At 74.2% G+C, this 17,250-nt stretch carries 14 protein-coding genes; 8 read left to right on the top strand and 6 right to left on the bottom strand.

Translation table 11 applies throughout. The features are described 5' to 3' along the window. Positions 1–70 precede the first annotated feature (70 nt). Positions 71–2,779 carry an alpha/beta fold hydrolase gene (locus ACZ4M3_RS03590; protein WP_467729774.1) on the top strand — a complete coding sequence of 903 codons (2,709 nt, stop codon included), beginning with the start codon at positions 71–73 and terminating at the stop codon, positions 2,777–2,779. After that, positions 2,776–3,642, top strand: coding sequence for an ABC transporter permease (locus ACZ4M3_RS03585; RefSeq protein WP_467729772.1), 867 nt, complete (start codon positions 2,776–2,778; stop codon positions 3,640–3,642). The genes ACZ4M3_RS03590 and ACZ4M3_RS03585 overlap by 4 nt, the downstream gene beginning before the upstream one ends. Positions 3,643–3,713: 71 nt before the next feature. Here ACZ4M3_RS03585 and ACZ4M3_RS03580 read toward each other — a convergent pair whose 3' ends face one another. Then, complete coding sequence (locus ACZ4M3_RS03580; RefSeq protein ID WP_467729771.1) at positions 3,714–4,649, bottom strand: aldo/keto reductase; 936 nt, start codon at positions 4,647–4,649, stop codon at positions 3,714–3,716. 110 nt (positions 4,650–4,759) lie between these two features. Between ACZ4M3_RS03580 and ACZ4M3_RS03575 the strand changes: the two genes are divergently transcribed. Beyond that, entirely contained in the window at positions 4,760–5,260 is a 501-nt protein-coding gene (locus ACZ4M3_RS03575) for a hypothetical protein (protein WP_467729769.1), read from the top strand. 9 nt (positions 5,261–5,269) lie between these two features. Here the strand turns inward: ACZ4M3_RS03575 and galK are convergent, their stop codons facing one another. Genes galK through ACZ4M3_RS03560 form a run of 3 tightly spaced genes read right to left on the bottom strand, consistent with a single transcriptional unit; the run spans position 5,270 to position 9,275 of the window. Continuing rightward, positions 5,270–6,427, bottom strand: a complete 1,158-nt coding sequence (gene galK, locus ACZ4M3_RS03570) for a galactokinase (RefSeq protein WP_467729768.1) — start codon at positions 6,425–6,427, stop codon at positions 5,270–5,272. Then, the gene (galT, locus tag ACZ4M3_RS03565; protein WP_467729767.1) at positions 6,424–7,473 is read right to left on the bottom strand and encodes a galactose-1-phosphate uridylyltransferase; all 1,050 of its coding nucleotides are present in this window, start codon (positions 7,471–7,473) and stop codon (positions 6,424–6,426) included. The genes galK and galT overlap by 4 nt, the downstream gene beginning before the upstream one ends. A 14-nt stretch (positions 7,474–7,487) precedes the next feature. After that, the gene (locus ACZ4M3_RS03560) at positions 7,488–9,275 is read right to left on the bottom strand and encodes a glycoside hydrolase family 35 protein (RefSeq protein ID WP_467729765.1); all 1,788 of its coding nucleotides are present in this window, start codon (positions 9,273–9,275) and stop codon (positions 7,488–7,490) included. Between the two features lie 191 nt (positions 9,276–9,466). On the opposite strand from ACZ4M3_RS03560, the gene ACZ4M3_RS03555 reads away from it, so the two are divergent. The 5 genes from ACZ4M3_RS03555 (at position 9,467) to ACZ4M3_RS03535 (ending at position 15,149) form a co-directional block, all read left to right on the top strand. Then, a complete protein-coding gene (locus tag ACZ4M3_RS03555) occupies positions 9,467–10,555 on the top strand; it encodes a LacI family DNA-binding transcriptional regulator (RefSeq protein ID WP_467729763.1) in 1,089 nt (362 codons plus the stop codon). Positions 10,556–10,709: 154 nt separating this feature from the next. Further along, positions 10,710–12,068 carry an ABC transporter substrate-binding protein gene (locus tag ACZ4M3_RS03550; RefSeq protein WP_467729762.1) on the top strand — a complete coding sequence of 453 codons (1,359 nt, stop codon included), beginning with the start codon at positions 10,710–10,712 and terminating at the stop codon, positions 12,066–12,068. Positions 12,069–12,361: 293 nt separating this feature from the next. Beyond that, positions 12,362–13,210, top strand: a complete 849-nt coding sequence (locus tag ACZ4M3_RS03545) for a carbohydrate ABC transporter permease (protein WP_467730126.1) — start codon at positions 12,362–12,364, stop codon at positions 13,208–13,210. Beyond that, on the top strand, positions 13,207–14,115 hold the full coding sequence (locus ACZ4M3_RS03540) for a carbohydrate ABC transporter permease (RefSeq protein WP_467729761.1): 909 nt from the start codon (positions 13,207–13,209) through the stop codon (positions 14,113–14,115). The genes ACZ4M3_RS03545 and ACZ4M3_RS03540 overlap by 4 nt, the downstream gene beginning before the upstream one ends. 47 nt (positions 14,116–14,162) lie before the next feature. Next, entirely contained in the window at positions 14,163–15,149 is a 987-nt protein-coding gene (locus ACZ4M3_RS03535; protein ID WP_467729759.1) for a hydroxyacid dehydrogenase, read from the top strand. A 104-nt stretch (positions 15,150–15,253) separates the two neighbouring features. Here ACZ4M3_RS03535 and ACZ4M3_RS03530 read toward each other — a convergent pair whose 3' ends face one another. Further along, the gene (locus ACZ4M3_RS03530) at positions 15,254–16,099 is read right to left on the bottom strand and encodes a sugar phosphate isomerase/epimerase family protein (protein ID WP_467729757.1); all 846 of its coding nucleotides are present in this window, start codon (positions 16,097–16,099) and stop codon (positions 15,254–15,256) included. Further along, a complete protein-coding gene (locus ACZ4M3_RS03525; protein WP_467729755.1) occupies positions 16,096–17,172 on the bottom strand; it encodes a LacI family DNA-binding transcriptional regulator in 1,077 nt (358 codons plus the stop codon). The genes ACZ4M3_RS03530 and ACZ4M3_RS03525 overlap by 4 nt, the downstream gene beginning before the upstream one ends. Positions 17,173–17,250 lie beyond the last annotated feature (78 nt).

The following is a 17,250-nucleotide window of genomic DNA, read 5'->3' as shown; positions in this document are numbered from 1 at the left end:
CCTCGAGGACGTCCCGGGCTCAGCCTGAGGGCGCTCCGGCGCCCCGGGGCCGGACCCGTAGGGTTCCCGTATGAAGCTCCGACTCCCCCGGCGCCGCCGGGACCGCCTCCTCGCCGGCGCCGCCGCGGTCGCCGTGCTGGCGGGGACCGGCACGGTCACGGCCGTGGCCTCCGCCGACGGGCCGGCGGTGCACCGCCTGGACCAAGTGGTGCAGATGCCCGACGCCGGGATCGACATCTCCTACTTCACCGCCGGCGGGGGCGAGCGGGGCACGGGGAAACGTCCCGCCGTGCTGCTCGGCCACGGCTTCGGCGGCAGCAAGGACGACGTCCGCGCGCAGGCGGAGCGGTTGGCCGGCGCCGGGTACGCCGTCCTGACCTGGTCGGCGCGCGGTTTCGGCCACTCGGGCGGCCGGATCGGGCTGAACGACCCGGACTACGAGGTCAAGGACGTCTCGCGGCTCATCGACTGGCTCGCCCGGCGCCCGGAAGTGCGGCTCGACGGGGCCGGCGACCCGCGCGTAGGGGTGGCCGGGGCCTCTTACGGCGGCGCGGCCGCGCTCCTGGCCGCCGGGTACGACCGCCGCGTGGACGCCATCGCCCCGCAGATCACGTACTGGAACCTCGCCGACTCCCTCTTCCCGAACGGCGTGTTCAAGAAGCTGTGGGCCGGGGTCTTCTTCACCACCGGTACGGCGCAGGCCCCGACGCCCGACCAGCCGCCCGCGGGCCCCGCGCACACCGGCACCGGCTGCGGACGGTTCCAGCCGGAGCTGTGCGCGATGTACGAGCGGGTCGCGGTGTCCGGGAAGCCCGACGCCGAGGCCCGGGCGCTGCTGGAGCGGCGCAGCCCGTCCGCCGTGGGCGACAGGATCACGGTGCCGGCCCTGATCGTGCAGGGCCAGGACGACTCCCTCTTCCCGCTGGACCAGGCCGACGCCATGGCCGGGGCGATAGCCGCCAACGGGGCGCCGGTGGCGGTGGACTGGGCCGCGGGCGGTCACGACGGCGGCCTGCGCGAGGCGGGCCGGGTCGAGTCGCGGGTGACGGCCTGGTTCGACCGGTACCTCAAGGGCGACGCGGACGCGGCCACCGGTCCCGCGTTCCGGGTCTCGCGCTCCGGCGGCCTGGACTCCACGGACGGCGCCGTGCGGCTGCGCGGCGCGAGCGGCGACGCCTACCCAGGGCTGACCTCCGGCCCGCACCGGTTCGCCCTCGCCGGCCGGGAGCAGGGCTTCGCCAACCCGGCCGGCGCGAGCCCGCCGTCGGTGTCCTCGCTGCCCGGCGTCGGCGGACAGCTCGCCGCCCTCGGAGCCGGGCTGTCGCTGGACTTCCCCGGGCAGAACGCCCGGTTCGAGTCGGAGCCGCTGAGCGAGGGGGTACGGATCACCGGGACCCCGACCGTCAGCCTGAGGGTGCGCTCCACGGCGGCGGACGGTTCGGCGGTGCTGTTCGGCAAGCTGTACGACGTCGGGCCCGACGGGCGGCAGGCGGTGCTGCCGAGTCAGCTGGTGGCGCCGGTGCGGGTGACGGACGCGGGGCAGGGCCGGAGCGTGGAGCTGCGGCTCCCCGCCGTCGACCACGCCGTCGAGGCCGGGCACCGGCTGCGGCTGGTGGTGGCGGCCACGGACCTGGGCTACGCCTCCCCCGTCGAGCCCGCCGCGTACACCGTGGCGGTGGAGGGGCCGTTGGCGGTGCCCGTCGCCGCCGGGGTGCGGACAGCGGCGGGCGCGCTGCCCGCCTGGACCTGGTGGCTGCCGCTCGCGGCGGTGGCGCTGGCCGCGGGGCTGTTGCTGGTCCGCAGGACCGGCGGGGGCCGCGGCGGGACCCGGCCGGGCGCACCGCAGCCCGACCCCGCACTGGCCGACGTACCGCTGGAGATCACCGGGCTGACGAAGCGCTACGCCAAGGCCCGCGACCGGTACGCGGTGCGGGACCTGTCGTTCCGGGTGGAGCAGGGCCAGGTGCTCGGTCTGCTCGGGCCCAACGGCGCCGGGAAGACCACCACCTTGCGGATGCTGATGGGGCTGATCCGCCCGGACGCCGGGGAGATCCGGGTGTTCGGGCATCCGGTGCGGGCCGGGTCCCCGGTGCTCTCGCGGGTCGGGGCCTTCGTGGAAGGCGCCGGTTTCCTGCCGCACCTGACGGGCCGGGCCAATCTGGAGCTGTACTGGCGGGCCACCGGCCGCCCGGCCGAGGACGCGCACATGGCGGAGGCACTGGAGATCGCCGGGCTCGGTGACGCCCTGGAGCGGGCGGTGCGGACGTACTCGCAGGGCATGCGGCAGCGGCTCGCGATCGCCCAGGCCATGCTGGGGATGCCGGACCTGCTGATCCTGGACGAGCCGACGAACGGTCTGGACCCGCCGCAGATCCGGGAGATGCGGGACGTGATGATCCGGTACGCGGCCGGCGGGCGGACCGTCATCGTCTCCAGCCACCTGCTGTCGGAGGTCGAGCAGTCGTGCACGCACCTGGTGGTCATGGACCGCGGGCGGCTCGTGCGGGCGGGCGAGGTCGCGGAGATCACGGGCGGCGGGGACACCCTGCTGGTGACCCTGGCCGGGCCGGTGGACGAGGGCGTGGTCGAGAAGGTGGCGGCGCTGGAGGGAGTGGGCTCCGTGGTGGCCGCCGATGCGGGGCTGCTGGTACGGCTCGACGGCGCGAGCGCCGCCGGGCTGATCGCCGAACTGGTCCGGCTGGAGGTGCCGGTGTCGGCGGTGGGGCCGCACCGGCGGCTGGAGGACGCGTTCTTGACCCTGATCGGAGGTGCGGCATGACGGCTGTCGTGGAAACGGCCCCCGGGTACCGGCCCGGGCGGACGCTCCCGCTGCGCGTGGAGGCGCTGCGGCAGTGGCGCAGGCGGCGGACGCTGGTGATGGGCGGGGTGCTGGCGGCGCTGCCCTTCGTCATGATCATCGCGTTCGCGGTGGGCGGCGGCCAGGACGGCGGCCGGGGCGGCGGCGCCGGGCGGGTCACGCTCATCGACACCGCCACCGCCTCGGGCGCGAACTTCGCCGCGACCTGCCTGTTCGTGTCGGCGGGGTTCCTGCTGGTGGTGCCGGTGGCCCTGTTCTGCGGGGACACGGTGGCGTCGGAGGCGAGCTGGTCCTCGCTGCGCTACCTGCTGGCCTCGCCGGTGCCGAGGGCGCGGCTGCTGTGGAGCAAGCTGGTGGTCGCGCTGGGGTTCAGCCTGGCGGCGATGGTGCTGCTGCCGGTGGTGGCGCTGGCGGCGGGCACGGCCGCGTACGGGTGGGGACCGCTGAAACTCCCCACGGGCGGCGCGCTGGCGGCCGGTGACGCGGTACCGCGACTGGCGCTGGCCGTCGCCTTCGTCTTCGTGTCGCAGCTGGCGACGGCGGGACTGGCGTTCTGGCTGTCGACGCGGACCGACGCACCGCTGGGCGCGGTGGGCGGGGCGGTCGGGCTGACCATCGTCGGGAACGTGCTGGACGCGGTGACCGCGCTCGGCTCCTGGCGGGAGTTCCTGCCCGCACACTGGCAGTTCGCGTGGGCGGACGCGCTCCAGCCGCAGCTGGAGTGGGGCGGGATGGTCAAGGGCGCGGCGGTGTCGGTGTCGTACGCGGTGGTGCTGTTCGCCCTCGCGTTCCGGGGGTTCGCCCACAAGGACATCGTGTCCTGAGCGGGTGGCGGAGGCCGTGGGGAGCCGTCGAGGACCGGGTCTTCGACGGCTCTCCCCGTGCGTGCGGCGGCTCAGGCGACGGCGTCGATCTCCGCGAGCAGTTCCGCTTCCAGCGGGCGGTCGGCGACGGCCGCGTTGGCGCGGACCTGCTCGGGGGAGGTGGCACCGGCGATGACGGAGGCGCAGCCGGGCTGGGCGGACAGCCAACCGATGGCGAGTTCCAGCACGGTGCGGCCGTGCTTCTCGGCGATCGCGGCGAGGGCCTCGACGGTGTCGAGCCGCTCCTCGGTGAGGTACGCGTCGCGCCCTTCGAGGCGGGAGCCGGCCGGGACGGGCGCCCCCCGGCGGATCTTGCCGGTGAGCAGGCCGTTGGCGAGGGGGAAGTAGGGCAGGACGCCGACCCCGTAGTGGAGGGCGGCCGGGACGAGGTCCCGTTCGGCGGAGCGCTGGAGCAGCGACCATTCGTTCTGCGCCGATACGAAGGGCGTCGCTCCGGTCTCGCGGGCGATGTGGGCGGCTTCGGCGAGCTGCCAGCCGCTGAGGTTGGAGTGGCCGATGTAGCGGACCTTGCCCTCGGTGACGAGTTCGCCGAGCGCGCCGAGCGTCTCGGCGATGGGGACGGCCGGATCGGGGCTGTGCAGCTGGTAGAGGTCGATGTGGTCGGTCTCCAAGCGGCGCAGCGACTCCTCGACGGCGCGCCGGATGTAGGCGCGGCCGCCGCGCGACCCGGCGGCGGGCCCGTATCCCATGTCGACGCCCTCGAAGCCGAACTTGGTGGCGAGCACGACCTGGTCGCGGCGGCCCTTGAGGGCCTGGCCCAGGTGGCGTTCGGAGCCGCCGGCCCCGCCGTAGATGTCGGCGGTGTCGAGCAGGGTGACGCCCGCGTCGAGTGCGGCGTCCACGACGGCGCGGGTGGCCCGCGCGTCGAGGCGGCCGCCGAAGTTGTTGCAGCCGAGGCCGACGGCGGAGACCAGGAGCCCTGAATTGCCCAGGGGGAGATAGCGCATACGGGTTCTTCCTCCACACTCGACCGGCACGTAATGGATCAAGCCGGCAGTCTACGCACCGGCCCCTGGCCCGGGCCTCCGGAACCTTCCCGGTGCGGCAACCTGGTGTCGTGTCCAACTCCTTCCGCGGCGGCGCCGGCCGTGTCCTGCACCTGAACAACAGCGCGACCGCCGTCTTCGTCGACGTGCTGGTCCTGGCCGTGTCCGCGCTCGCCCGGGAGCCGTGGCACTTCCGCTTCGCCGCCCTGCTGACGCTCCAGGACCAGAGCGTGCTGGGGCGGGGCGCGGTCGGCTTCGACCTCGGCGATCTCGACTGGGGTGACGGCCCGCACGAGCGGGCGGCGGCGAAGGACTTCCTGCTCCGCGTCGTCGATCTGGCGCTCGGCCGGCACCGGTGGGAGGAGTTGTCCTACGAGCCCGCGCGCGCGGAGGGATACCTGCGCGAGTTCCGGTCCCTGGTCGAGGGGTTCGACCCCGAACAGGCCGGCCCCCCGGAGTGGAAGGTGCTGCCGGACGCGCACGAGGCGGCGTGCGCCTCGTGCGTGCGCCACCGGGTGCTGGACGCGCTGCCCTGGTGGGAGGGGTGCGTCTTCTGTACCGCGGGGTGTTGAGTGACGGGCCTACGCGATCCGGGCCGCGCCCGGTGACGGGGTGGCCGGGGTGATCCGGGGCGGGGCGTGGCCGGCCCGGGCGAACGCGTCCGTCACGGCCCGCGTCACCGCAGGTTCGGCTTCCGCGTCGATGAGGGCCAGGGCGGAGCCGCCGAAGCCGCCTCCCGTCATCCGGGCACCGTACGCGCCCGCCGCGTTCGCGGTGGCCACGGCGAGGTCCAGCTCCGGGCAGGACACCGCGTAGTCGTCGCGCAGGGAGGCGTGGCCCTCGGTGAGCAGGGGGCCGGTCGCGCGCAGCCGTCCGGCGCCGAGCAGGGCGCTGACGCGCAGGACGCGTTCGTTCTCGGTGACGACGTGGCGGACCCGCTGTCGGGCGACCGGATCGTCCAGCCGGGCCAGCGCGCGGTCGAGTTCCCCGTACGGGAGGTCGCGCAGCGCCGGCAGGCCCAGGCGGGCGGCGGCCCGGTGGCAGGAGGCACGGCGTTCGGCGTAGGCGCCGTCGGCGAGGTCGTGCTTGACGCCGGTGTCGATGACCAGGAGGCGCAGGCCCGCCGCCGCGCAGTCGAAGGGGATGTGGCGGTGTTCGGGGCCGCGGGTGTCCAGGCGCAGGACGTGGCCTTCGGTGGCGCAGGCGGAGGCCGTCTGGTCCATGATCCCGCAGGGCACGCCGACGTACGCGTTCTCGGCGCGGCGGGCGAGCGCGGCCAGTTCGGGGCGGGTGAGCGTGAGCCCGTACAGCTCGGCGAGGGCCAGTGCGGTGGCCACCTCCAGGGCGGCGGAGGAGGACAGTCCGGCGCCGGCCGGCACGTCGGACCGTACGTGGATGTCCGCGCCGCCGACCGGGAGCCCCGCCTCCCGCAGCGCCCAGGCCACCCCGGCCGGGTAGCCGGCCCAGGCGTCGGCGCCCCGCGGGCGGCGGGCCGGATCGAGGGCGGCGAGGTCGAGGGTGACCGCTCCGGACGCGGTCGCGGCGGAGTGCAGCCGCAGCAGGCCGTCGGGGCGCGCGGCGGCGGCCACCTCGGTCCGGTGCGGGAGGGCGAAGGGCAGGGCGAAGCCGTCGTTGTAGTCGGTGTGCTCACCGATCAGGTTGACCCGGCCGGGGGCCGCCCAGACCCCGTGGGGCGGGCGTCCGTACAGGGCGCGGAACTCGCGCGCGGTCGCGTTCACGGGCTCGCCGCCTCGCGCAGCCGCGCGGCCGCGTCCTCGGGCCGGATGTCGTTCATGAAGGCCTCCATGCCGGATTCGGTTCCGGCGAGGTACTTGAGCTTGTCGGCGGCGCGCCGGACGGTGAACAGCTCCAGGTGCAGCGCGAAGTCGTCGCGGTCGCGGCCCGGGCCGGTGGGGGCCTGGTGCCAGGCGGAGATGTACGGCGTCGGTTCGGGGCGCTCGAAGAGCCGGTCGAAGCGGCGCAGCAGTTCCAGGTAGAGGCGGGGGAACTCGGCGCGGGCGGCGTCGCCGAGGGCGGGCAGGTCGGGGACGCGGTGGCGCGGGTAGAGGTGCACTTCGTAGGGCCAGCGCGCGGCGTAGGGGACGAAGGCGCTCCAGTGTTCCCCTTCGAGGACCACCCGGCCGCCGTCGGCGAGCTCGCGGGCCAGTACGTCCTCGAAGAGGTTGCGCCCGGTGCGCTCGCGGTGGGCGGCGACGGTGGCGAGCATGCGGGTGGTGCGCGGGGTGACGTAGGGGAAGGCGTAGATCTGGCCGTGCGGATGGGCGAGGGTCACGCCGGTCTCGGCGCCCCGGTTCTCGAAGCAGTAGACCTGCCGGACGCCCTCGCGGGCGGAGAGTTCGACGGTGCGGTCCGTCCAGGCCGCCAGGACCAGGGCGGCGCGCTCCTCGTCCAGTTCGGCGAAGGAGGTCCCGTGGTCGGGGGTGAAGCAGATGACCTCGCAGCGGCCGGTGGCTCCGGCGAGGGAGGGGTACCGGTTCTCGAATACGGCCACCTCGTAGTCGGGGGCGGGGATCTCGCTCGTCCGGCCGGGCGCGGTGGGGCAGAGCGGGCAGGCGTCGGCGGGCGGCAGGTGGGTGCGGCCCTGGCGGTGCGAGGCGATGACGACGGCGTCGCCGAGCAGCGGGTCGCGCCGTACCTCGGAGGTGGTGGCGTGGGCGGACGCGTCGAGCGGGCGGGTGTCGGGGAAGGCGCGGGCGGCGCCGTCGCCGGTGTCGTAGTAGAGGATCTCGCGGCCGTCGGCGAGCCGGGCGGCGGTGCGCTTCACGTACGGGCCTTCTCTCACTGGAGGGTGACGACCGTGGGGCGGCCGAGGTCGGGCCGGTCGCGCAGGGGCAGTTCGGCGCCGGGGCGTTCCAGTTCGAGGACGACGAGCTCGTTCTCGCCGGTCCGCCACAGGGGTGCGGGGGCGTAGAGGGTGCGCTGCGGGCCGCGCGGGGTGTCGTAGTGGCCGAGGAGGAAGCCGTTCAGCCACAGCAGGCCGGTCCCCCAGTCGCGGACGTCCACGAAGGCGTCGGCGGGTCCGGTGGGCAGGGTGTGGGTGAAGCGGTGGAAGGCGGGGTGGCCCGGTTGCGGGGTTTCGGCTGACCAGCGCAGTCCGGTGAGAGCGGTGAGCGGCAGGGTCCGTATCTCCCACTCGAACAGGTGCTGGTGGCCGTGGCGGACGCCGCGCCAGATGCCCTTGCGGTCGTCCAGGAGCGGCCCGTAGTTGACCCGGCCCTGGGCGCGGACGAGGACGTCGAGGACGACGCCGCCTTCGCCGACCGGGAGGTCGATGCCGTCGTCGGGCATGTTGCGGTCGAGGGTGCCGAGGGGGCGGCCGTCGGCGAACAGGTAGGCGCGGTCGCCGAGGCCGTCGATGCGGACGGGCATGGCGGGGCGGGGGCCGGTGACGGTGGTGCGGTAGTGGATCAGGCCGTGGGCCTGGCCGAGTTTCTCCATGGGTTCGGGCGCGGGGCGCTCGACGGGGTCGCCGCCGAGGAGCGGGAGGTGGGCGAGGAGCGGCGCGGCGCCGGCAGGGGTGGCGAGGGCCGGTGCGATGCGGGGCGGGCATGCGGGCAGCGGGCCGTCCGGGAGGGGCACGTACCTGCCGATGACCTCGCGGAAGGCGTGGAACTTGGGGGTGAGCTCTCCGGCTTCGCCGATCGGCGCGTCGTAGTCGTAGCTGGTGGTGGTGGGCTGGTAGCCGGGGTCGCCGGGGCGGGAGCCGGTGTGGTTGGCGCCGGCCCAGAAGCCGAAGTTGGTCCCGCCGTGGGCCATGTAGAGGTTGACGGAGGCTCCGGTGGCGAGGAGTTCGTCCAGCGATCGCGCCGCTTCCTCGGCGGAGCGGACGTGGTGCTCCTCGCCCCAGTGGTCGAACCAGCCGATCCAGAACTCCATGGCGGCGAGCGGGCCGGTCCGCTGGTAGCGGCGCAGGTGTGCGAGGCGCTCGGCCGGTTCGGCCCCGAAGGTGGCCGTGGCGAGCCGGCCGGGGAGCATACCGCCCTGGAGCATGGCGTCCTCGGGGCCGTCGGCGGTGAACAGCAGGCAGTCGACGCCGCGTTCGGTCAGGGCCCGCTCGACGTGCGCGCGGTAGCGGGCGTCGTTGCCGTACGAGCCGTACTCGTTCTCGATCTGTACGGCGACGACCGGGCCGCCGCGGCCGGCGAGGAGGGGCAGCAGTTCGGGTACGACGGCGTCGAACCAGCCGTCCACCTCGGCCTGGAAGCGGGAGTCGGAGCAGCGCAGGTGCAGGCCGTCGAGGGCGAGCAGGCGGGCGGGCAGGCCGCCGAAGTCCCATTCGGCGCAGATGTAGGGGCCGGGGCGGACGATGGCGTCGAGGCCGAGGTCCTGGGCGAGGGTGAGGAACCGGGCGAGGTCGCGGGGGCCGGTGAAGTCGGCCTTGCCGGGAGCGGTCTCATGGAAGTTCCAGGGGACGTAGGTGTCCACGGTGTTGACGCCCAGGGCACGGAGCCGGGTGAGCCGGTCCTCCCACAGGCCGGGGTGGACCCGGAAGTAGTGCAGGGCCCCCGAGACGATGCGGTGGGGGCGGCCTGCGCGCCGGAATCCGTCCTGGTCGTACGTGAGCATGGCGCGGGCTCCCGGGAGAGGTCGAGAAGCTGGCGTGGAAAGCGGGTCGCCGCCGAATATATGAACGCCCCGGCCGCTCCGTCAATGACCGGTTGAACGTCTTCGATCGAATCGATCGTTTCGATTCTCTATGATGGGCGGGGACCGGCCGCGGGAGGACCGCGGACGACCGCGACCGCAGGGGGCAGACCTTGAGACCACACGTCGACCAGCGCCAGGCGCAGGTGCTCGCGCTCGTCCGGGAGCGGGGCAGCGTGCGCGTCGCGGACCTGGCCCGGGAGCTCGGCATCTCGCCGGTGACGCTGCGGCGGGACATCGAGGCGATGGCGGCCCGGGGCGAGATCCACCGGATGCACGGGGTGATCAGCCGGGTGGAGCACCGGCCGGCCGAGGCGTCGCCCGCCCGGTCCCCCGAGCGGCCGGGCGGGCGGGCGGGACTGGTGGTCGGAATGGTGGTGCCGACCACCGAGTACTACTACGCCGATGTCGTGCGGGGCGCCCGGGAGGTGGTCGAGGCCCGGGGGGCCCGGCTGACGGTCGGCCTGACCCGGTACCTGCCGGGCGAGGACCGCACCCAGGCGGACCGGCTGCTGTCCACCGGGGCCGACGGGCTGCTGCTGACGCCGAACTGGGAGGCGGGTTCGCCCGGTCCCGGGGAGGGGGCGTGGACGGCCGGGCTCGCGGTGCCGACCGTACTGGTGGAGCGGTGGGCCCCGGCCGGGCATCCGGCGGCCGCGCTGGACCGGGTGGGGTCGGACCACGCGCACGGGGCGGCGCTGGCGGTGCAGCACCTGGTGGAGCGGGGGCACCGGCGGATCGCGCTGGCCAGCCAGGAGACGCCGACCACGGCGCGGCTGCGGTCCGGGTACGAGGCGGCGGTGGCGGCGCTCGGGCTGGAACCGGCTCCGCCGTGGCCGGCGGCCGGTGCGGCACAGCGGCTGTCGGTGGCGGACCGGTTCGCGCGGACGCTGGACTACCTGTGCGAGGCGGTCACGGCGGGCGGGGTGAGCGCCGCCCTGATCCACAGCGACACGGACGCCATCATGCTGATCCCGCGGCTCCAGGCGCGCGGGGTACGGGTGCCGGAGGACCTGGCGGTGATCACGTACGACGACGAGGTGGCGGGACTGGCCGACGTACCGCTGTCGGCGGTGGCACCGGCGAAGCGGGAGGTCGGCGCGCGGGCGGCGGGGCTGCTGCTGGACCGGCTGACGGGGGCGGGGAAGGACCAGCCGGGCCAGCACCTGGAACTGCTGCCGCGGCTGACGATCCGTTCGTGAGGACCGGGATCGCCGGGAGAGCGGTGGTCGCCGCACTCAGATGATTGTTTTGATCGAGTTGCGCATTCGCTCTTGACGGTGTGCATGTTCGCGCAAAAGATGGGCCGCGTTCTCCCATCCGCCGCGTCCAGCGGTCGTCCGTAGGAGCCGAACCATGCCGCGCAGCTTCCGCCTCCCCTCCCTCTCACCCGCGCCGGGAACCCGGCGCCCGTCCCGCCCGCCCCGGGCCGCCGTCACCGCCTCGGCGGTGTCGGTGGTCCTGCTCGCCACGGCATGCGGCGGTGGGCGGACCGCGCCGGAGTCCGGGGCTGCGGGCGCGGCGAAGGCGCCGGTGACGGTGACGTACTGGTCCTCCTCGGCGGGCGCCCAGCAGACCGCCGACGCCTTCAACAAGACGCACCCCGGCATCCAGGTGAGGTTCTCGGCGGTGCCGGGCGGCCCTGACGGGGCGGCGAAGCTGGCGAACGCGGTCAAGGGCGGGAACGCGCCCGACGTCGCGACGATGGACTATTCGGCGCTCCCGGAATTCGCGAGCGGCGGCAACCTGGAGGATCTGAGCGGGACGTCCGGCACTCTCGTCGCCGAGAAGTTCCCGGCCGCGCTCCAGTCCCTGGTGAAGCTGGGCGGCAAGACCTGGGCGGTCCCCTTCGACGTGACCCCGCTCGAACTCTTCTACCGCAAGGACATCTTCGAGAAGTACGCGGTGCCCGTGCCGAAGACGTGGGACGAGTACCGGGCGGCGGCGGAGAAGATCCACCAGGCCGATCCCTCCGTGAAGATCACCAACATGGGCGGCGGTGATCCGGCGGTGCTGGCAGGGCTTTCGTGGCAGGCGGGCGCCAAGTGGTACGGGACGCAGGGCGACAAGTGGAAGGTCGCCATCGATGACCCCGCCTCGAAGAAGGTGGCCGAGTACTGGAACGGGCTGATGGCGTCCGGGGCCGCCTCGAAAACGCCGCTGTGGGGCGAGGGCGAGGCGAAGGAACGTTCCTCCGGGCAGGTCGCGACCGTCATCGGCGCAGCCTGGACGGCCGGCACCTTCCTGGCGAACTACCCGGACCTGAAGGGCAAGTGGGGCATCGCCCCGCTGCCGACCTGGGACGGCGGAGCGGCGACCGGGATGTACGGCGGCACCTCGTACGTCGTGCCCAAGGGCAGCAAGCAGACCAAGGCGGCCGCCGAGTTCATCCGCTGGGTGACCACCGAGCCGGAGGCGATCCGGGCCCGGCTCAGCTCGCTCAAGTCCCCGAGCAGCGCGTTGCCGGCCAACCCGGAGATGCGGGCGGAGGCGGCGAAGCTGTTCGACGCCTCGTACTTCGAGGGGCAGGACCCGTACGCCGTGGCGGGTGCGGCGGCGGCCACGATCGTGCCCGGCTGGACCTGGGGGCCGGCCCAGCTCCAGGTGAACGCGGCGCAGAACGCGGCCGGGCCGGACCTGGTCAAGGCCTTGTCCGAGGGGCAGTCGGCCGCCGAGAAAGCCATCAAGGACCGCGGCCTCGGGCTGGCCGGCTGATGCCCACCACCCCCACGCCGCCCACGCCGCCCGTGAGCGGCGCCGGCCGCGCGCAGGCTCCGGGCCGCCGGCCCCTGGGCGGCCGGGTGCTGGGCCACCGGCTCTCGCCGGAGCACGCGGGAGCCCGCCAGGGAGCGGGGGCCCGCCCCGGGGGCGGCGCCGGTGCCACGGTGACCGCTCCACGGGCCGACGCCGCCGGCCGCCGCCACCGACCCGTGACCGGGCCGCCCGCGCCGCCCGGCGGCGGCGCCCGGGGTGGCGGGCCCCCCGGGCGGGGCGCCGCCACCTTCTTCATGGCGCCGTTCTTCGTCCTCTTCGCGCTCGTCACCGTCGCCCCCGTCGGCTACGCGGGCTGGCTGAGCCTCTTCCATGACGAACAGTCCGGGCTGGGTTTCGCAGGCACCGAACGGATCTTCAGCGGGATCGGAAACCACACCAAGGCACTCACCGATCCGCTCTTCCTCGCCTCCTTCCGCCACATCGCCGTCTACTGCCTCCTGTACATCCCCGTCATGGTCGGCGGCGCCCTCGTCCTCGCCCTGCTGCTCGACTCCGTCTTCGCCCGCGCGAAGCGCTTCTTCCAGATCGCCTTCTACCTGCCGCACTCCGTGCCCGGCCTGATCTCGGCGGCCATCTGGCTCTACCTCTACACACCCGGTCTCAGCCCCGTCCTCGATGTCCTCGACACGGCCGGCCTGTCCTGGAACTTCTTCGGCCGGGACGAGGCCCTGCTGTCCGTGGTCAACATCTCGGCCTGGCAGTGGATGGGCTACAACATGATCATCTTTTTTGCCGGGCTCCAGGCCGTCCCCCGCGAAACCCTGGAGGCCGCCACCATGGACGGCGCCGGCGCGCTGCGCACCGCCTTCCAGATCAAGGTGCCGAGCATCAAACCCACCGTCATACTGACCGTCCTGTTCACCTGCGTGGGCGCTGTCCAGCTGTTCGACGCCCCCCAGCTGCTCCAGCTGCGCGCCACCGAGATGGGCGAGTCGTGGTCGCCGACCATGTACGTCTTCAGCGCCGCCTTCAAGAGCCATGACTACGGACTGGCCGCCGCGAGCGCGCTGCTCCTCGCCCTGGTCGCGGGCACCGCTTCCTACGTCGTGACCAGGCTCGGCAACCGCTGGAGGACCGCATGACCACCACCCCGGCCCCCAGTCCTCCGCGCCGTCGCCCCGCGACCCGCCCCGGGAGCCGCTCCGGCACCCGCCCACGAGTCCTTTCGCGAGCGGCCGTCAACGCGGTGCTCCTGCTCGTGGCCGCCTACACCCTGATGCCCCTCGCCTGGCTGGTGCTGGCCGCGACCAAGAGCCGCCGGGACCTCCTCGCCACCGACCCGTACTCCCCCGGCAGCTTCCACCTCCTCATCAACCTCGGCGACCTCTTCACCTACGACGACGGCATCTTCGGGCGGTGGCTCGGCAACAGCCTCCTGTACACCGTGGCCGGCTCGACCCTCTCGGCCCTGATCAGCCTGGCCTGCGGCTACGCCTTCCACGCCTACGAGTTCCGGCACAAGGAACGGCTCTTCGGCGTGGTCCTCGCCGGGGTGCTCGTACCGGCCGCCGTCCTCCAGCTCCCCCTCTACCTCATGGCCTCGGCCGCCGGGGCCGTGAACACCTACTGGGCCTACCTGGTGCCCGCCCTCGTCAACCCCTTCGGCGTCTACCTGGCCCGCGTCTTCGCGGAGGGCTACGTCCCGGACGAGGTACTGGCAGCCGCCCGCGTCGACGGGGCGGGTGAACTGCGGCTCTTCGCCCACGTGTCGCTGCCGATGCTGTGGCCGGGCTTTGTGACGATCTTCCTGTTCACCTTCACGGCCATCTGGAACAACTTCTACGGGGCCCTGACCATGCTGAACGACGAGCGGCTCTATCCCGTCAGTCTGGGCCTGTTCATGTGGAACCGCAGCGTCTACCAGCAACCCGAGCTGTACCCGCTCGTCATCACCGGTTCTCTCGTCGCCGTCGTCCCGCTCGTGCTCGCCTTCCTCGGCCTCCAGCGCTTCTGGCGCTCGGGTCTCACCGCAGGAGCCGTCAAGTGACCCCTCCCCCTTCGTATCCGGTGCGGCGCCCGGCAACGGTCCTCGCCATGAGCCCCGGGACCCGCGCGGCCGTACTCAGCGGCCGGATGCTGCCCGAGCTCGCCCGCGTCGCCGACCTCGATCCCGATCTGCTGCTCACCGACTTCGCAGACGACGACCCGGCGCTCGGCCACCGGCTCGCCGAGACCGAGGTGCTGTTCACCAGCTGGGGGTGCCCGCCCCTGGATACCGGCGCACTGGAGCGGATGCCCCGGTTGCGCGCCGTCGTCCACGCCGCGGGCAGCGTCAAGCACCATGTGACCGCCGCCTGCTGGGACCGCGGCCTGCTGGTCTCCAGCGCCGCCGCCGCCAACGCCGTACCGGTCGCCGAGTACACGCTCGCCGCGATCCTGTTCACCAACAAGCGGGTGCTGGAATCCGCCCACGCCTACCGTTCGGCGCGCGGTCCCATGGACCTGCTGGGCCGCTATCCGGCCATCGGCAACTACCGCCGCACCGTGGGACTGGTCGGCGCCTCGCTCATCGGGCGTCGGGTCATGGAGCTGCTGCGGCCCTTCGACCTGCGGGTGCTGGTGCACGACCCGTACGCCGACCCGGCCGAGATCACGGAGTTGGGCGGCGAGGCCTGCGCCCTCGACCAACTGCTGCGCCGCAGCGACGTAGTGAGCCTGCACGCGCCCGCGCTGCCCCGGACCCGCCACCTGCTGGACGCCACCCGGCTGGCCCTGATGCCGGACGGCGCCACGCTGATCAACACCGCACGGGGCTCGCTCGTGGACACCGAGGCGCTGACGGAGGAACTGGTCACCGGACGGCTGCACGCCGTGCTCGACCACACGGAGCCCGAGGTACTGCCCCCCGGCTCGCCGCTCTTCGACCTGCCGAACGTACTCCTCACCCCCCATGTGGCCGGTTCGCTGGGCGGGGAGCTGGACCGCCTGGCCGCGACGGCCGTCGGGGAGCTGGAGCGCTACGCCCACGGCCTGGCCTTCCGGTACCCGGTCGACCCGGCCCGGCTGGCCTACTCGGCCTGACCAGCGCCGTCCGGCCGCGAAGGCCGGCTCCGGCAGGACACCCTTGCGGCCCGGGCCGACGGGGGCCTCAAGGGCTGCCCGCGCACTTCGCGGGTCGCGGCGCGTCATGGCGGGGCTCCGTCCGGGTTCACCGGGCGCCGGACCGGCTCGGCGGACGGGACGCCGGGGCGCTCGCGCCGCAGCCGCGCCAGGTACTCCCGGCCCCGCGTCAGCTGCCCCGCCAGCTCCGGGGCTCCCGGGTACCAGCGTTTCTCGTACTCCCAGCACAGCCAGCCTCCTGACGGTAGGCGGGAGGTCACCTCGGCGAGCGGCAGGACTCCGTCACCGAGGCCCAGGGGCGTCAGGTCGCGGGCCGAGGCCACGTCCTTGACCTGTACGTACCCCAGGTGCGGGGCGAGGCCGGACCAGGAGTCGGCGGGCCGCTCGCCGCCCAGCCAGGTGTGGAGTACGTCCCACAGCGCGCCCGCGCCCGGCTGCCCGACCCGGTCCAGTACCCGGGCGGCGGCGGCCCCGGTGCGGTGCGAGTCGTGGGTCTCCAGCAGGATCCGTACGCCGTGCCGTTCGGCAAACGGCACCACGGCGCGCAGTCTGCGGACGGCGTGGGCGTCCGCGTCGGCCGGGGGCAGGTTCCCGCCGCCGGGGAAGACGCGTACGTAGCGGGCGTCGAGATCGGCGGCGAGCCGGACCAGGGAGCGCAGCTCGGTCAGGACCGGCTCGTCCTCCCCGGCGGCCGCCACTTCGGCGTACCCCGCGACCGCGAGGACTGCGACTCCGGCGGCTGCGAGGGTACGCCGGGCGGCGGCCCGGTCGCCGGCGGGGCTGGCGGGGTGCAGGGGTTCCTCGGCGTGGGCCCGCAGTTCGAGGCCGTCGTACCCGTGCTCGGCGGCGAGGGCGGCGCTGCGCGCGAGCGGGGTGCCGGGCAGGCCGAGCGTGGAGAAGGCGTACTTCACGGCCGGCTCCCTTCGCGGGGCGGTGGTGCGGTGGACGCCCGCACCATCAGCTCGGTGGGCAGGGTGGTGATGCGCCCCGGGGGCGCCGGTCTGCGGCCGGTGACCAACTGCGCGGCGAGCACGCCCGCCTCGCGCAGCGGGACTCTGACGGTGGTGAGGGCGGGCGAGGTGTCCACGCTGAACGGCAAGTCGTCGAAGCCGGCGACCGAGACGTCCTCGGGAATGCGCAGCCCGGCTTCGCCCAGGGCCGCGGCCACTCCGGCGGCGACGGTGTCATTGGCCGCCGCCACGGCGGTGAACGGCGACCCGCGGCGCAGCAGTTCGCGGGTGGCGTCGTAGCCGGCGGAGCGCTCGAAGCCGGCGTGCACGATGAGCGGGGCACAGGCGTCGGGCAGGGCGGGGTCGTGCCGTCGCAGGGCGGCGGCATGCCCTGCGAGCCGCTCCCGGCTGGTGCTCAGGCCCGGCGGGCCGGCGACGTAGGCGATGTGCCGGTGGCCGAGTGCCAGCAGGTGTTCGGCGAGGCGGAAGGCGCCCCCGTGGTCATCGAACATGACGGTGGCCACGGGCAGCGCGGCGGGCACCGGCAGCGGCGGTCTCCCGCACAGCACCACCGGCGTGCCCGCGAGCGCCATCCGGCCGATCCGGGCGGCGAGCGCGTCGGTGTGGTCCGGCTTCTCGACCGCTCCGCCGGTCAGGACGACTCCGCCTGCCCGCTGGCCCTCCAACAGGGAGAGGTAGTCGAGTTCGGCCGAGGGGACGCCCTCGGTGTTGCAGACGATGGCGAGCCTGCGGCCGTCTCCTCGGCCGGTCGGCGCGAGCTCCTTCTGGAGGGATCCGGCGAGGATGCCGAAGAAGCTGTCCGCGACGTCGTGGACGAGTACGCCCACGAGATCGGAGGTGGCGGCCGCGAGGGCCCGGGCCGGGCCGTTGGCGATGTAGCCGAGTTCTTCGATGGCCTGTTCCACCCGGGTCCGGGTGCCTCCGGCCACCGGGTGGCCGCCGTTCAGTACACGCGAGACCGTGGCGGGCGAAACGCCCGCGTGCGCCGCGACCTCGGCGAGAGTCACCGCCATTTCGCACCCCTCCTTCTGCCCCGCACACTCGGTGCCGGGCCGTCGTCTCGTCCGTCGTGATCTCAGTGTGCCCCAATC

The organism is Streptomyces sp. NPDC026522, assembly GCF_055567555.1.
Note: the sequence above shows the minus strand (reverse complement) of the source record. Positions and strands in the feature narration are given on the sequence as shown.

Excerpts from the sequence above, each read along its gene's own strand:
- ACZ4M3_RS03590 (WP_467729774.1), top strand. The coding sequence starts at position 71 with ATGAAGCTCCGACTCCCCCGGCGCCGCCGGGACCGCCTCCTCGCCGGC.
- ACZ4M3_RS03560 (WP_467729765.1), bottom strand. The coding sequence starts at position 9,275 with ATGCTCACGTACGACCAGGACGGATTCCGGCGCGCAGGCCGCCCCCAC.
- ACZ4M3_RS03585 (WP_467729772.1), top strand. The coding sequence starts at position 2,776 with ATGACGGCTGTCGTGGAAACGGCCCCCGGGTACCGGCCCGGGCGGACG.
- ACZ4M3_RS03535 (WP_467729759.1), top strand. The coding sequence starts at position 14,163 with ATGAGCCCCGGGACCCGCGCGGCCGTACTCAGCGGCCGGATGCTGCCC.
- ACZ4M3_RS03580 (WP_467729771.1), bottom strand. The coding sequence starts at position 4,649 with ATGCGCTATCTCCCCCTGGGCAATTCAGGGCTCCTGGTCTCCGCCGTC.
- ACZ4M3_RS03550 (WP_467729762.1), top strand. The coding sequence starts at position 10,710 with ATGCCGCGCAGCTTCCGCCTCCCCTCCCTCTCACCCGCGCCGGGAACC.
- ACZ4M3_RS03540 (WP_467729761.1), top strand. The coding sequence starts at position 13,207 with ATGACCACCACCCCGGCCCCCAGTCCTCCGCGCCGTCGCCCCGCGACC.
- ACZ4M3_RS03525 (WP_467729755.1), bottom strand. The coding sequence starts at position 17,172 with ATGGCGGTGACTCTCGCCGAGGTCGCGGCGCACGCGGGCGTTTCGCCC.
- ACZ4M3_RS03545 (WP_467730126.1), top strand. The coding sequence starts at position 12,362 with ATGGCGCCGTTCTTCGTCCTCTTCGCGCTCGTCACCGTCGCCCCCGTC.